This window comes from Frisingicoccus sp., from assembly GCF_048388605.1.
Lineage (GTDB): Bacteria > Bacillota > Clostridia > Lachnospirales > Lachnospiraceae > Frisingicoccus.
Map to the genome: position 1 here is coordinate 68,691 of NZ_DBGCTU010000030.1, position 13,813 is coordinate 82,503.

At 45.5% G+C, this 13,813-nt stretch carries 13 protein-coding genes; 6 read left to right on the forward strand and 7 right to left on the reverse strand.

What is annotated here, in order from left to right; translation table 11 throughout:
- Positions 1-169 precede the first annotated feature (169 nt).
- The 3 genes from ACMN7X_RS07345 (at position 170) to ACMN7X_RS07355 (ending at position 3,996) form a co-directional block, all read left to right on the forward strand.
- A complete protein-coding gene (locus ACMN7X_RS07345) occupies positions 170-946 on the forward strand; it encodes an enoyl-CoA hydratase-related protein (protein WP_418746819.1) in 777 nt (258 codons plus the stop codon).
- A 71-nt stretch (positions 947-1,017) separates the two neighbouring features.
- A complete protein-coding gene (locus ACMN7X_RS07350; protein WP_418746820.1) occupies positions 1,018-2,571 on the forward strand; it encodes an acyl CoA:acetate/3-ketoacid CoA transferase in 1,554 nt (517 codons plus the stop codon).
- A gap of 117 nt (positions 2,572-2,688) precedes the next feature.
- Entirely contained in the window at positions 2,689-3,996 is a 1,308-nt protein-coding gene (locus tag ACMN7X_RS07355) for a GntP family permease (RefSeq protein WP_418746821.1), read from the forward strand.
- Between the two features lie 64 nt (positions 3,997-4,060).
- On the opposite strand, the gene ACMN7X_RS07360 is transcribed toward ACMN7X_RS07355, so the two are convergent.
- Together ACMN7X_RS07360 and ACMN7X_RS07365 are read right to left on the reverse strand one after the other, a co-directional pair.
- Complete coding sequence (locus ACMN7X_RS07360; RefSeq protein WP_418746822.1) at positions 4,061-4,690, reverse strand: DUF1847 domain-containing protein; 630 nt, start codon at positions 4,688-4,690, stop codon at positions 4,061-4,063.
- A 172-nt stretch (positions 4,691-4,862) separates the two neighbouring features.
- Entirely contained in the window at positions 4,863-5,414 is a 552-nt protein-coding gene (locus tag ACMN7X_RS07365; protein WP_418746823.1) for a VanZ family protein, read from the reverse strand.
- Positions 5,415-5,504: 90 nt separating this feature from the next.
- On the opposite strand from ACMN7X_RS07365, the gene ACMN7X_RS07370 reads away from it, so the two are divergent.
- On the forward strand, positions 5,505-6,884 hold the full coding sequence (locus ACMN7X_RS07370; RefSeq protein ID WP_418746824.1) for a DUF1576 domain-containing protein: 1,380 nt from the start codon (positions 5,505-5,507) through the stop codon (positions 6,882-6,884).
- A 155-nt stretch (positions 6,885-7,039) separates the two neighbouring features.
- Here the strand turns inward: ACMN7X_RS07370 and ACMN7X_RS07375 are convergent, their stop codons facing one another.
- The 4 genes from ACMN7X_RS07375 to ACMN7X_RS07390 all read right to left on the reverse strand — a co-directional run bounded on the left by ACMN7X_RS07375 (position 7,040) and on the right by ACMN7X_RS07390 (position 11,121).
- Positions 7,040-8,026 carry an electron transfer flavoprotein subunit alpha/FixB family protein gene (locus tag ACMN7X_RS07375; RefSeq protein WP_418746825.1) on the reverse strand — a complete coding sequence of 329 codons (987 nt, stop codon included), beginning with the start codon at positions 8,024-8,026 and terminating at the stop codon, positions 7,040-7,042.
- A 23-nt stretch (positions 8,027-8,049) separates the two neighbouring features.
- Positions 8,050-8,844 carry an electron transfer flavoprotein subunit beta gene (locus ACMN7X_RS07380; protein ID WP_418746826.1) on the reverse strand — a complete coding sequence of 265 codons (795 nt, stop codon included), beginning with the start codon at positions 8,842-8,844 and terminating at the stop codon, positions 8,050-8,052.
- Between the two features lie 19 nt (positions 8,845-8,863).
- On the reverse strand, positions 8,864-10,021 hold the full coding sequence (locus ACMN7X_RS07385; RefSeq protein ID WP_418746827.1) for an acyl-CoA dehydrogenase family protein: 1,158 nt from the start codon (positions 10,019-10,021) through the stop codon (positions 8,864-8,866).
- Positions 10,022-10,248: 227 nt separating this feature from the next.
- Positions 10,249-11,121, reverse strand: a complete 873-nt coding sequence (locus tag ACMN7X_RS07390; protein WP_418746828.1) for a DegV family protein — start codon at positions 11,119-11,121, stop codon at positions 10,249-10,251.
- A gap of 159 nt (positions 11,122-11,280) precedes the next feature.
- On the opposite strand from ACMN7X_RS07390, the gene ACMN7X_RS07395 reads away from it, so the two are divergent.
- Positions 11,281-12,054 (forward strand): threonine/serine exporter family protein, encoded by a 774-nt coding sequence (locus ACMN7X_RS07395; RefSeq protein ID WP_418746829.1) that lies wholly within the window; start codon positions 11,281-11,283, stop codon positions 12,052-12,054.
- A 10-nt stretch (positions 12,055-12,064) separates the two neighbouring features.
- Positions 12,065-12,505 carry a threonine/serine exporter family protein gene (locus ACMN7X_RS07400; protein ID WP_418746830.1) on the forward strand — a complete coding sequence of 147 codons (441 nt, stop codon included), beginning with the start codon at positions 12,065-12,067 and terminating at the stop codon, positions 12,503-12,505.
- Between the two features lie 36 nt (positions 12,506-12,541).
- Here ACMN7X_RS07400 and hydF read toward each other — a convergent pair whose 3' ends face one another.
- Entirely contained in the window at positions 12,542-13,750 is a 1,209-nt protein-coding gene (gene hydF / locus ACMN7X_RS07405; RefSeq protein ID WP_418746831.1) for a [FeFe] hydrogenase H-cluster maturation GTPase HydF, read from the reverse strand.
- Positions 13,751-13,813 lie beyond the last annotated feature (63 nt).

Below are 13,813 nucleotides of genomic sequence, written 5' to 3' on the forward strand. Positions count from 1 at the left end.
GTTTTTTTCTATATGTGAAAATTGAATTTTGCCATTTTTTTAACGAGAAAATCATTGACATTAGTATACAACAGAGTTATAATTTTTGTATAGTAATTAGCATGCAAATCTTTTTATGGCAAGCGTTTTGCATGAAACTATTAACTAAATATTTTTAGGAGGCGACATTATGAACAATTTATTAATGGAAGTCGAAAACGAAATCGCAGTGGTAACTATCAATCGTCCAAAGGCATTAAATGCTTTGAACACAGAAACAATCGTTGAACTCAACGAATGCCTGAAAGAAATCGAAGCAAGAGATGACATCAAAGTTGTTATTTTAACAGGTGCTGGACAGAAATCCTTCGTAGCAGGTGCTGATATCTCCGAAATGGTTAATCAGAATCCGGTTGAAGGCCGTGCTTTTGGTCTTAAAGCTAAAGAAGCTTTCGGAAGACTTGAAAACATGCGTCAGGTTACGATCGCTGCTGTTAACGGATTCGCTTTAGGCGGCGGATGCGAAATCTCCATGTCCTGTGATTTCCGTGTAGCTGCTGAAAACGCTAAATTCGCTCAGCCTGAAACAGGCCTTGGTATCATCCCAGGTTTCGGCGGAACACAGAGACTTCCTCGTTTAGTAAACAAGGGTATTGCTAAAGAAATGATCTACACATGTGATATGATCAACGCTCAGAGAGCATATGAGATCGGCCTTGTTAACCATGTTGTAGCTCAGGAAGAACTGATCGACTTCTGTAAGAAGATCGCAGCTAAGATCATCGACAAAGGCAGCTACGCTGTTTCTATCGCTAAACAGGCTATCAATATGGGCCTTGATATGGACCTTAACAACGGTTTATCCCTTGAAGCTAACTTATTCGGTCTTACAATGTCCACAAATGATAAGAAAGAGGGCATGACAGCTTTCCTTGAAAAACGTGGCAGAACATTAACAGATTTCTAATATTTTCACTGATTTTACTGACATCTAAAGAAAACGTTAATTTATACATAATTTAGGGAGGCTTATCTAAAATGGCAAAAGTAAAAATTATCACAGCGGCTGAGGCTGCTGCTCAGGTTCCAGACGGTGCAGTAATTAATACTGAAGGTTTCGTTCAGGCGGGACTTTCCGAAACCTTAAACCGGGCTTTGGAACAGAGATTCCTTGAAACAGGGCATCCAAAGGATTTGACAATTTTCACCGTTGCCGGACAGGGCGCAGGTGTCGGCACAGGTTCCGACCATTTCGCCCATGAAGGCATGGTTAAACGTTTGATCGCCGGTCATTACAATTTGGCTCCAACACTCCGCACGATGGCTATCGAGGGCAAGATCGAAGCATACAATCTGCCACAGGGTACTATGGCTCAGATGATTCGTGATGCTGCGGGCAAACGTGTTGGTACGATTACACATGTCGGTTTGAACACATATGTTGATCCGCGTATCGAAGGTGCTAAGGTTAACTCCAAAACCACCGAAGATATCGTTAAACTGATTGAGATCGAAGGAGAAGAAAAACTTCTCTTCAAATCTCAGCCATTGGATGTAACCTTTATCCGTGGCACATACGCTGATGAATCCGGTAACATTTCTCTTGAAAAAGAGGCTTGTACGCTTGACGCCACTTCTCTTGCACAGTGTGCAAAAAACAATGGCGGCAAAGTATTTGTCCAGGTTGAAAAAATCGTTGCTGACGGCAGCCTTGACCCGAGAGTTGTCAAAATTCCTGGTATCTATGTAGACGCTGTAATTATCGCCGAGGGCGACGATAATGCTCAGATCTACAAACAGGAATATGACGGTTCTATGACAGGCGATTTTCGTGTTCCTCTTGGTTCTCTTGAAGCTCCAAAGCTGGATGCCAAGAAGATCATTGCACGCCGTGCAGCTATGGAATTACAGAAGGGCGCTGTTGTCAACCTCGGTATTGGTGTTCCGGAATTCGTATCTGCTGTTGCAAACGAAGAAGGCATCGGCGATTGGATGACATTAACTGTAGAGGCAGGTCCTGTGGGTGGTGTTCCGCAGGGTGGCTCTCGGTTTGCGGGCTCTGTTAACGTTGACTGTATCCTTGATCAGCCATACCAGTTCGACTTCTATGATGGCGGCGGTATTGACCAGGCATTCCTTGGTCTTGCACAGGTTGATGAAAAGGGTAACCTCAATGTAAGTAAATTTGGCGGCCGTATCGCCGGCTGCGGCGGATTTATCAATATTTCCCAGAATGCCAAGAAAGTTTACTATCTTGGTACATTCACCACCGGCGGTCTTAAGATTGCCACAGGTGATGGAAAACTTGAGATCACCCAGGAAGGCAAGGCCAAAAAATTCGTTAAAGAAGTCGAACAGATTACATTCTCCGGTACATACGCTGCCAAAATCGGACAGCCGGTTATCTACATTACTGAGAGAGCTGTATTCGAACTTCGTCCGGATGGCGTTTACTTAACAGAAATCGCACCTGGTATCGATCTTCAGACTCAGGTCCTCGACCTTATGGATTTCGTACCAAAAATGGATGGCGAACCAAAATTAATGGACGCTCGTCTCTTTAAAGACGAGATAATGGGGCTCGCTGAATAATCAAACAATAGACACATAAGTGCCATCAAAGGGGATGGGTTTTTTATCCATTCCCTTTTTTTGGCCAAAAAACACGTAAAAATAAGATAATATAACCTTAAGGGGGCCAATTTTGTTATGAATTTAGGTATTTTAGTATTGGTTGCCGCTTTAATCTTATTCGGTTTATTAGCATTTAAACAGATTAATGCATTAATCCTGGCACCGTTGGTAACCATTTTTGTAATCGTTTGCTCAGGTCTGCCGATTCTCGAAAGCTTAAAAACAGCTTTCATGCCGGCCGCTTCCGATTACGTAACAAGCTACTTTTTAACTTTCTTTGTTGGTGCATTGTTCGGAGCTGTTTACCAGCATACCGGCGCTGCTGAGTCTATTTCCCGTACTCTGGCCGGCCTGTGTAAAGGTAAATTTGTTGCACCAATCGTTATGACTATTACAGGTATTCTTACCTACGGTGGTGTCAGTGGTTTCGTAGTATTCTTCGTAATCTACCCAATCGCTTTGAACCTGTTCAAAGAAGCAAACCTTACTCGCCGTCTGATTCCGGCCGCTATTTCCGCCGGTTGCTGGACATGGTCGATGTATGGACCGGGTTCCCCATCCATTCAGAACGTTATCGGTATGAACAGCCTGGGAACTCCTTCCACGGCAGCTCTTGTTCCATCCGTTATCGCTACTATTGCTTCTTATGTTATGATTTTCCTGTGGCTGGAAATGAGAGGCCGCAGCTTTACAAAGAAGGGCCTTGTATTTGATGACCCAACTTTGAAATTCCAGTTGTCACCGGAAGAAATGTCTATGGATGAGGATAAAGACCTTCCAAACTTCTGGATTTCCATGATTCCGATCGCAGCTATCCTGATTGCCTTCAACGGATTCAGACTTCCGGTTGAAACCGCCGTATTTATCGGTGTCGCTTTAGCCACAATCCTTATGTGGAACCGTGTTAAAGGTCTTAACGCCTGGATCGCAGTATTCAACGAGGGCGCTGCAAACTCCGGTGTATCCATCCTGAATACCGCTATCGTAGTTGGTTTCGGCGGCGTTGTTAAAAACACTCAGGGATTTGCTGATCTGGTTGAACTGCTCAAGACATTCAACATGCCTGCACTTGTATTCGTTATGATCACCGTTGCGATCTGTGCCGGCGCTTGCGGTTCTGCTTCCGGCGGTATGGGTGTTGCGTTCAATGCTTTGACAGATACATATCTGGAATTAGGTGCAAGCCTTGAACATGTTCACCGTATCGCAACGATCGCTGCAGGTACTCTGGACAGCTTGCCGCACCAGGGTGCTCAGATCACATTGCTTGGCATCTGCAAGATGACACATAAAGAAGCTTACTTTGATATCTTTATTACACAGATTGCTATTCCGTTTATCGCTTGCTTTATCTTCATTATCTTTGCAACGATGGGATTATAGGATCAGACAATCAAATACATGTATGCAAAAAGGCCATCCCCTAACGGGATGGCCTCATTTATGTCTAACTGAACAGTTTCTTTTTATAGTAGGATTCGGCATTATAAATAGCCGCCACCGGATTATGCCCGGTTACCCGGTCCTTTACGACCATTGTGGTTGTCAGCCCTTCCGCATATTTATAGAACAGGCTGTCATGGCCCACGCAAAGGCCCATAACAATGTTCAAGTCCGTTTTCGCCGCATTTAACAGCTTGGCCTGAAGAATCGGATTGCACATGTTTGCTCCGACCGCGCAACATTCCTCCCGGATACCCACCGATGTCTTCGGCTGGGCTCCAACCTTACAGCCAATGCCGTAAACCTCAAAGCCATGATGCCGCAGAATTTTTGTCAGCATCCGCGTCTCGCGGATCAGGCCGACACAGGTGGCTATACCAATCTTCTTAAATCCCATTCGCTTTGCAAACTCAATGGTTTCCTCAACCCTTGTCAGACGCCCGTAGCCCTCGTATTCCACATCGGCCGCCTGAACCATGATATTATGGTTTTCCGGCTCATTATAGGCCGCCATGGCCTCTTCCTTTACCTTTTCATCCATATGGGTTGTCGGGCAAAAACCCGGATAGGTTTTATCTCCCGCATCACAATTTGTCACGCCGCAGTCGCCGCAGCTGAATTTCACATCACTCATCTTTCGTCCTCCCAATTGACTTCCTGCATTTTCTTTTATCCATATTGTACTATTTTCCCCCTGCCCTGTCTATTTCCTGAAATTCCAAAAATCTTTTCTGAAATTCAACCATTTCAACTGTTAAAGTGATATAATGATTCACGTAAGAAAGCGGCCTGCATTATATGTCCGTCTAGCGTCCGACAGCCTTATACCGCTGCTGTCTTGCCCGGCGGCGCCGCCGCCGTTCTGCGGCCCTGGACGGCGCCAGCAATGTCCAGCAGACAATCCGGACAAGCATGATCCCAAAGAAAGCGCCCACGCTGTCGATACACACATCCCGCATGGACGGTCCCCGGCCGGCAACGAAGGATTGATGGTACTCATCGGTGCAGGCAAAGCCCACACAGATCACCCCGGCCACCAACAGAAGCGGAAATCCCCGAAGTCCATAAACATAAAACGGGAGAGCTACCGTGATGGCAAGAACAAAATATTCGGTCATATGCGCCGCCTTGCGCACCAGATGTTCAATCTTATCCGCATAGGCTTCGATCTGCCAGTCTTCCAGCGGCTTATCGAGTATCCGGCCGCCGACTTCAACAATCTTACAGCTCACCTTATGGCTGAGCTGTCCCGAATCCACGCCGGATTGGGATGAAAAAGAAAAAATAAGCACCATCATGGCCAGCATAGGCACAAATGACAGTGGCTTTAATATACATAAAATCAAACGTTTCAGCATAAATCATCAGTCCTTTACCAAGTAGTATAAAATATTTTCTTCTTATCATACGCTCATAAGAATAAAAAATCAACAAAAGAAGGGGAAAACTTGAAAACAGATTCAACATCAAACAACACACTGATCAAAAAATTCTGCCTCGGATCAGGGCTTTTTCTGCTGGCCGCCTCGGTGGCTTCCGCTCCATTCAGCGGCGGTCTCACAGGTCTGATCGAGGGATGGAAAACCATACTTATTACTCCCTGCCCTCTGATCACCGATTATTTCGGCGTCGGCGGCGTTGCCGGTACTTTTTTCAATGCCGCCGTCTGCAGCCTGAGCTGTCTGCTGTTCACTCACCTATGCCATGGGCGGACAAACGCATCCTTTCTGGCCGCCTATATGCTTCTGATCGCCCATTGCTTTTATGGAATGAATTTCATAAATATCTGGCCCTGTTATATCGGCGTTATCATTTATTACTGCTATAAGAAAAAAGATTTTCGGGAACACCTGCACATTGCCATGTTTTCTATGGCTTTCGGGCCGCTGGTGAGCGAAATGCTGTTTCGATACACCTTAGGCAGCGCCTATGTTCAGGGCGAAGTCCATATTACTCCGGCAGGAATTTTGCTGACTCTCGCTGTCGGCCTGGCAGCGGGCCTCGCTCTTCCCGGAATGCTGGAAGGCGCTTTATGGATGCACAAAGGTTATAACCTTTATAACGGAGGTCTTGCATTTGGCCTCGTAGGCGGGCTTTTATATGCTTTCCTGTATAAATCCCTTGGCCGCCAATCTGAAGGCCCTACAGCGCCAAATTTTCCGTTTTACGATGGAATCGGCGAATCCAACTGGCTTTTTGCCAACGTTTTTTTCATATTATTATTCGGGGGCACCCTGCTATGCGGCTGGGTATTAAACGGGAAGAGTTTTAAAGGCTATAAAAAGTTGACGGAAGAAACCGGACACTGGTCAAACTTTTCAGAGAAATACGGCATGCCCCTATGCCTGATCAATTTTGGCGTCTATGGATTTATGGTTCTTGCCTATATGAACCTCATCATGCTTTTGAGTGACGGCGTCGCTTTCACCGGGCCGACCGTCGGTGCAATATTCGCAGCCATGACCTTTGCCGCTATCGGCCAGCATCCGAAAAATACCTGGTCGATTTTTGCCGGATACGGTGCATTATCGTTGTTTGTCACCATTTTCTGCAGCCTGAGAGGCGAAGCCGTCCCGTGGACTCTGTCTACCCAGGGATATATCAACGGCGTCGCTTTCGCCACCGGATTGGCTCCGATGGCCGGCCGCTACAGTTGGAAAGTCGGAATCGCCGCAGGCATTATCAGCGCTTCTCTATGCACCTCGACCGCAGCCGTCCACGGCGGCTTTATGCTGTTTAACGGCGGTTTCACAGCCGGGATCACCGCGCTCATCCTTGTGCCGATCCTGGAGCATCATTTTCCTCATATGAAGGTAAAAGGCGAATAAATGCCGCATACACAAAGAAAAAAGACGGACCTTTCGGATACCGTCTTTTTTCCTGTAATTATATTGCATTATAAGTTTAAGCTTAAGGGTATTTTTGATATTAAAAGATATTTCAGGGGATGGGTGCAGTCCCCTGAAATACTCAAAACATTTAATTAGTCAACTTTCTTTAAAGCTTCTGTCAGCTTCGGAACGATCTTATTCAGATCGCCAACGATACCTAAATCACAAATGCTGAAGATCGGCGCGGTTTCTTCTTTGTTGATAGCAACAATAAATTCGGATTCTTCCATACCGGCTGCATGCTGAATAGCACCGGAAATACCGCAGGCAACATAGAGGTCAGGACGAACGGTTTTACCTGTCTGGCCAACCTGACGGTCTTTCTCGATCCATCCGTTATCAACCGCTGCTCTGGAAGCTGCCACTTCACCGCCAAGAACATCCGCAAGGTCTTTCAGCTGAGCAAATCCGTCTGCGGAACCAAGTCCACGTCCGCCGGATACAAGAATCTTAGCTTCCGTGATATCAACCGCTTTCTTATCTGTTTTAACAACTTCACAGATTTCAACATTCATATCCGCTGCCGTAAATTCTACAGCAAATTTTTCAACTGTGCCGACTTTGTCGCAGGATTCCAGCGCCTGCATAACGCCCGGACGTACGGTTGCCATCTGAGGTCTATGATCCGCGCAGAGAATGGTAGCCATGATGTTTCCGCCGAAAGCAGGACGTGTCATGTTTAATAATTTTGTTTCAGGGTCAATTTCAAGTTTTGTACAGTCTGCTGTCAAACCTGTATGGATTCTTGCGGAAACACGCGGAGCTAAATCTCTTCCGATGGAAGAAGCGCCAAATAATACGATTTCAGGGTCATTTGCTTTGATCACTGCTGTAACTGCTTTCGCATACGGCTCAGTTACATATTCTGCAAGCATAGGGTCGTCAACAACGATCACTTTATCCGCACCGGCTTTCGCTAAATCACCGGCAACAGCTTCAATTCCGGAACCCATAAGAACCGCGACAACATCCTGTCCCAAGTCATTGGCGAGTTCTCTGGCTTTTCCGATCAATTCATAACTTACTTTCATAATTTTGCCGTCTCTCTGTTCGGCAATAACAAATACGTTCTTACTCATTTCATTGAACCTCCTGACTTAGATTAGATGATATATTTCTCTTTCAGTTTAGCTACGATCGCGTCAACAGCTTCGTCCGGCGTTAAGTCTTTTAATACGGTGCCGGCAGCCTTCGGCTGTTTTGTGAAGGACTGTTTAACCCTTGTAGGAGATCCTTTAAGACCGATGTTTGCTTCATCAATTGTATCTTTAAGGTCCTCAAGACCCCAAACCTTAACTTCTTTAACATCGTAAGCATCAACGATACCTGCAACGGTCATATATCTAGGCTGAGCAAGTTCCGACAAAGCTGTGATAACGCAAGGCATTTTAACCTTGATGATATGATAACGGTCTTCAAACTGACGCTGTACTTTGAGGCAGTCTCCATCGATTTCAATATTCTCAGCGTAGCTTACCTGCGGAAGTCCAAGATGCTCTGCGATCTGCGGCCCAACCTGAGCTGTATCACCATCGATCGCCTGACGGCCTGTGAGGATCACATCATACTCAAGTTTCTTTAACGCAGCGGCAATTGTGGAAGATGTAGCCCATGTATCGGCTCCGCCAAATGCTCTGTCTGTAACAAGGATTGCTTCGTCGCATCCCATAGCCAACGCTTCTCTTAAAGCAGTATCTGCCTGAGGCGGTCCCATGGAAACAACAGTCACTGTGCTTCCCGGGCATTTTTCTTTCAACTGTAAAGCAGCTTCGATACCCGCTTTATCATCTGGGTTAATAATACTTGGCACACCATCACGGATCAATGTACCAGTCTTTGGATCTAATTTAACTTCGGTTGTATCCGGTACCTGTTTTGCACAAACAACAATCTTCATGATTTCTTCCTCCTATTTCTTATTTCACTGCGTTCATTACTGCGCCGCCGGCAACCATCTTCATAGCTTCGGATGTACCTTCGTAGATTTCAGTAATCTTAGCATCTCTATACATACGTTCTACTGGATATTCTCTGGAGTATCCATATCCGCCCATCAATTGAACCGCAAAACGTGTAACGTCAACAGCAACCTGGGAAGCATATAATTTTGCCATAGCGGATAATGGTGTATAATTTTCATGGTCATCCTTAGCCTTCGCCGCACGCCATGTTAAGAGGCGAGCCGCGTCAATTCTTGTCTGCATTTCAACACACTGGAACTGTGTATGCTGGAAAGAAGAAAGCGGTTTTCCAAACTGTTTTCTTTCTTTGGAGTATTTGATCGCTTCATTTAAAGCTCCCTGAGCAATACCTGTAGCCTGAGCAGCGATACCGATACGTCCTCCGGCCAGAGCTCCCATAGCGATTCCATAACCTTTGCCCTCTTTGCCTAACAGGTTTTCTGCAGGAATCTTGCAGTCTACAAATGCAAGCTCAACATTGGAAGCCGCACGGATACCCATACGCTGAATGTTCTCGCCAACAATCACGCCCGGTGTTCCTTTTTCTACGATAAATGCGGACATTCCTTTTGGTCCTTTAGTTTTATCTGTCAAAGCAAATACCACATAAACATCAGCGAATCCGCCGTTTGTAGCGAATACCTTCTGGCCGTTTAAGATGTAGTATTTGCCGTCCTCTGTTTTTTCGGCGATCGTCTTAGCGCCGGAAGCATCTGTACCGGCACCCGGCTCTGTTAAGCTGAAGCAGCCGGACCATGTTCCGTTAACCAATGGTCTCAAATATTTTTCTTTCTGCTCTTCGGTACCGAAATCAGCAATACACGGGCAGCAAAGAGAGTTATGTACAGACATTGTGATACCACAGCTGGCATCTACTTTGGAGATTTCTTCCATAGCGATGGCATACGTCATGATATCAGCGCCGCCGCCGCCGTATTTTTTGTCATACGGGATACCCATTAAACCGATTTTTTTCATTTTTTCAAGTAATTCAAGGTTGAATACTTCTGTCTCGTCCATTTCCTTAGAGAGTGGCTTAATTTCTTTTTCTGCAAACTCTGCAAAAAGTTTCTTTGCCAATAACTGTTTGTTGGTCAGCTTAAAATCCACCATAATTATACCTCCTGTTTAAGCTCTCAATTTAATAGTTTGTTCAGACATTTTTGCCTGTACGAATACTTTGTATACCAATTATATAGCGCGCGAATAGCTTTGTCAAGTATTTATCAATCATATTTTACGTATATTTGATATTTTTTTGTCTAAAAAAGCCTTATGCAGGCAGATTTATCATCTGACTTTACATAAGACTTTTTTATTGGATATTACTGGAAATATTTTTATTTCTGTTTTTCTCTGAAGATCACACCGGTTACCGTAGGTCCGGCGTTGATCGCAATGGCTGCTCCTATCTGGTAAAAATCCACCGGCGGATAACCGAGCTGACGCGTCATCTCATCGGCCATCTGATCTCTTACTTCTGTATTATCGCCGTAAACAATCATGTATGGGGTCCCTTTTTCGATATCTCCGATGGTCTTCTCTGCGATTTTTTTCACAACCCTCTTTTCACCGCGAACAGTAAGGGCTGTAGAAATTACATGGTCATAAATCCGCATGATCGGTTTAATTCCAAGTTTATCGCCGACGAAAGCCGCCGCACTCGGAATCCGTCCGCTCTTGCTGGCATATTTTAATGTATAGGGCACAAAATAGATGACGCAGCGGTTGACCCAGTCTCTGGCAAAGGCAACGATTTCTTCCGCCGTCTTCCCCTCTCCGATCATCTTTGCCGCTTCGATCACCGCATAACCATAAGCCCCCGTGTAGCTTCGGGAATCAATACTGTAAACCTTAAACTTCCCTTCGGCTTCCGGATGATCCTCCATAAAAAGCTTATAGGCCATAAGCGAGTTTTCATAAGTCGCCGAGCCTTCGCTGTTAATTAAAATGCCGATCAGATCCGTATATCCTTCTTTATATAATTTTTCATACATTTCCTGAAAATCAAAAGCTGTCACCTGAGATGTCGTCGGAATACCGTCATACCCCGCCATCAGTTTATAAAATTCTTCATTATTAAAATCCACCCTGCTGACATATGATTTATCGCCCATTGCAATATTAAAATTAAGCATTTCTATGTCCAGCTTCTGTTCATTCTCATAAGTAATATCACTGGCGGAATCCGTAAATATCTTTATTTTTTCCATTTGTTATTGTCCTCCTGTCTGCAAGTTCACTCAATCCACATAGAGTATAACATACTTTTTTATTAAAATACAGAATATTAAAATTTACTTTATCACCTTTTTTATTTTTATGATAATATAATCTCAGACAATGAATAAATCAAAGGAAGTCAGATCACGATGAATCAGGAAGAAATAATTATACAGGAAAAAAAATATTTTGAACTGGTGACGCGCCTCGGCAGTGAAATGCTGGAAAACGGCGGCGAGATTTTCCGAACCGGCGATGTCATGACTTATGCGGCCCACGCCCTTGGTCTTAAGGATTTTAATACCTTTGTCATCGCCAATGGGATTTTTGCTTCCATGCTGACCGGCGGTCAGACCTACTCCTGCCGTGTCCGCTATATTTCACTCTCGCCAATAAATATCTGTCGTTTAGAGGCCCTGAACCGTTTATCCCGCCAAATCGTCGCCGGTTTGAATGATCCTTCGGAAATCGAAGCTGAGCTGGACAGAATCCAGTCCCTCGAGTCCTCCGGGCGCCTGATGAAAATTATTGCTTCCGGGTTTGGCAGCGGCGGTTTCTGCTATCTTTTCGGCGGCAGCTTTTTTGATGCTCTGACCGCATTCCTGGCCGGATGTATTCTCTATATTTTTGTATTATATCTGCTCCCGAAGCTGTCTCTGCCGAAAATCATGTACAACATCGCGGCAAGCATTATCGCCGTCTGCGCCTGTATCCTTTTACACTCACTGGGATTCGGCAGTCAGCTGGACCGGATTACGATCGGCGCCCTTTTTCCTCTCGTCCCCGGAATCGCGCTGACAAATTCTTTCCGCAATTTTCTGGAAAACGACTATCTGGCCGGAATCGTCCGGCTTGTTGATGCACTGGTAACCGCCGGAGGAATTGCCATCGGCGTCGGAATCGCCACAGTTTTGTTTTTATAAGGAGGTCCCTATGCTGAATATTTTATTTCAATTAATCGCAGCTTTTATAGGAACAATTTCATTTTCCGTACTTTTCAGCACGCCGAATAAATATCTGCCCCAGTGCGGGCTGATCGGGGCTATGGGGTGGGGCGTCTACCTTTTGACACTTCATCTTGCCGGTTCCTCTGTGGCCGCCATTTTCGCCGCAAGCACTATTTTGACGATCTGCTCCAGATATCTGGCCCGCTTTTACAAGGTCACCACCACCCTTTTTCTGATTTCCGGAATTTTCACCCTTGTTCCGGGCGCAGGTATCTATTATACGGCTTATTACACCATCATCGGTCCGGCTCAGACAGCTCTTTATTACGGCATGCTCAGCTTAAAAACAGCCCTTGCCATCGGTCTCGGAATCGGTGTTGCCTATTCTCTGCCGCCGAAGCTTTTTGGCTGGAAAAGCCGAAATTAAAATATCTGAAAAAATAAAGGCTACCCCGCATTTCCCCTACGCTTCCAACAATCTTCGGATATCCGGAAACGGTTCCAGACTTCGTCTTAAAATCCCCTGGGTCTGAGCAATAAGGATTCCATAATTAGTCATCGGGATTCCCTGCTCTCCCGCATATTTCTGCCGGTATTTCATTTCCCGCTCATTCAGCATACAGCCGCCGCAATGAACAATCAGTCCATAGTCCTTTAAATTCTCCGGGAACTCCGTCCCTGAACTCCATTCATATTGAAAATCTTTCCCTGTGTATTCCTTGATCCAGCGCGGTATTTTTACCGTCCCTATATCATCGCACTGACGATGATGGGTACAGCCCTCAGATATAAGTATTTTATTTCCCGCCTCTAATTGGTTCAAAGCGCTGACGCCCCGTACCGCCGATTCAAGATTCCCTTTATAACGGGCAAAAAGAATGGAAAAGGAAGTTAATAAAATATCCTCCGGAGTATCCTCCGCCACCCGCTTAAATGCCTGACTGTCCGTAATGACCATTTTCGGCTTCTTTCCCAGCATCTTCAGCGTCTGCTTCAATTCCGTATCTTTAACGACAATGGAAACGGCATCTGCTTCCAGTATATCGCGGATGGTCTGCTGCTGAGGCAGAATAAGCCGTCCCTTCGGCGCCGCCGAATCGATCGGCACAACCAAAACAACAAAGTCATCCGGCTTGAGCAAATCCGCTGCAATCCGTTGTTCTGGCACCTCTTTCACAGCCAGATGAGCAATTTTTTCCTTCAGGTTATATACCCCTGCCCCATCTTTTGCGCTGACCCAAATACGCGGGTCATCCGCTCCAAAAGAACATACTGCGCACAGATCACTTTTATTCAGAGCGATCACATAGGGAATCTCTTTTTCTTCAAACAAATGAATCATCTCTTCATCCACATCGCTCATACCCGCCTGCGCATCAACGACAAGCACGGCTACATCTGTTTTATTTAAGACCTGCCGCGTCTTTTTTACCCGTTCCCGGCCCAATTGACCTTCATCATCAATCCCCGGCGTATCAATGATCATTACCGGGCCGATCGGCAGCAATTCCATTGTTTTATATACCGGATCCGTTGTCGTCCCTTTTACCGGCGAAACAATGGCCAGCGACTGGCCTGTTACCGCATTGACAAGGCTGGATTTTCCAGCGTTTCTCTTTCCAAAAAAACCTATATGCACCCGGTTTGCCGCCGGAGTCTGATTCAATCCCATAGTTTTCCTCCCTTTCATACCATTACAGGTTTTATATATATAATAAATAAAAGGCGCCTTCTC

What these genes read in the sequence shown, in the direction of transcription:
- hydF (WP_418746831.1), bottom strand. Translation starts at nt 13,750, where the DNA reads ATGGGATTGAATCAGACTCCGGCGGCAAACCGGGTGCATATAGGTTTT.
- ACMN7X_RS07360 (WP_418746822.1), bottom strand. Translation starts at nt 4,690, where the DNA reads ATGAGTGATGTGAAATTCAGCTGCGGCGACTGCGGCGTGACAAATTGT.
- ACMN7X_RS07365 (WP_418746823.1), bottom strand. Translation starts at nt 5,414, where the DNA reads ATGCTGAAACGTTTGATTTTATGTATATTAAAGCCACTGTCATTTGTG.
- ACMN7X_RS07380 (WP_418746826.1), bottom strand. Translation starts at nt 8,844, where the DNA reads ATGAAGATTGTTGTTTGTGCAAAACAGGTACCGGATACAACCGAAGTT.
- ACMN7X_RS07400 (WP_418746830.1), top strand. Translation starts at nt 12,065, where the DNA reads ATGCTGAATATTTTATTTCAATTAATCGCAGCTTTTATAGGAACAATT.
- ACMN7X_RS07350 (WP_418746820.1), top strand. Translation starts at nt 1,018, where the DNA reads ATGGCAAAAGTAAAAATTATCACAGCGGCTGAGGCTGCTGCTCAGGTT.
- ACMN7X_RS07390 (WP_418746828.1), bottom strand. Translation starts at nt 11,121, where the DNA reads ATGGAAAAAATAAAGATATTTACGGATTCCGCCAGTGATATTACTTAT.
- ACMN7X_RS07385 (WP_418746827.1), bottom strand. Translation starts at nt 10,021, where the DNA reads ATGGTGGATTTTAAGCTGACCAACAAACAGTTATTGGCAAAGAAACTT.
- ACMN7X_RS07355 (WP_418746821.1), top strand. Translation starts at nt 2,689, where the DNA reads ATGAATTTAGGTATTTTAGTATTGGTTGCCGCTTTAATCTTATTCGGT.
- ACMN7X_RS07345 (WP_418746819.1), top strand. Translation starts at nt 170, where the DNA reads ATGAACAATTTATTAATGGAAGTCGAAAACGAAATCGCAGTGGTAACT.
- ACMN7X_RS07395 (WP_418746829.1), top strand. Translation starts at nt 11,281, where the DNA reads ATGAATCAGGAAGAAATAATTATACAGGAAAAAAAATATTTTGAACTG.
- ACMN7X_RS07375 (WP_418746825.1), bottom strand. Translation starts at nt 8,026, where the DNA reads ATGAGTAAGAACGTATTTGTTATTGCCGAACAGAGAGACGGCAAAATT.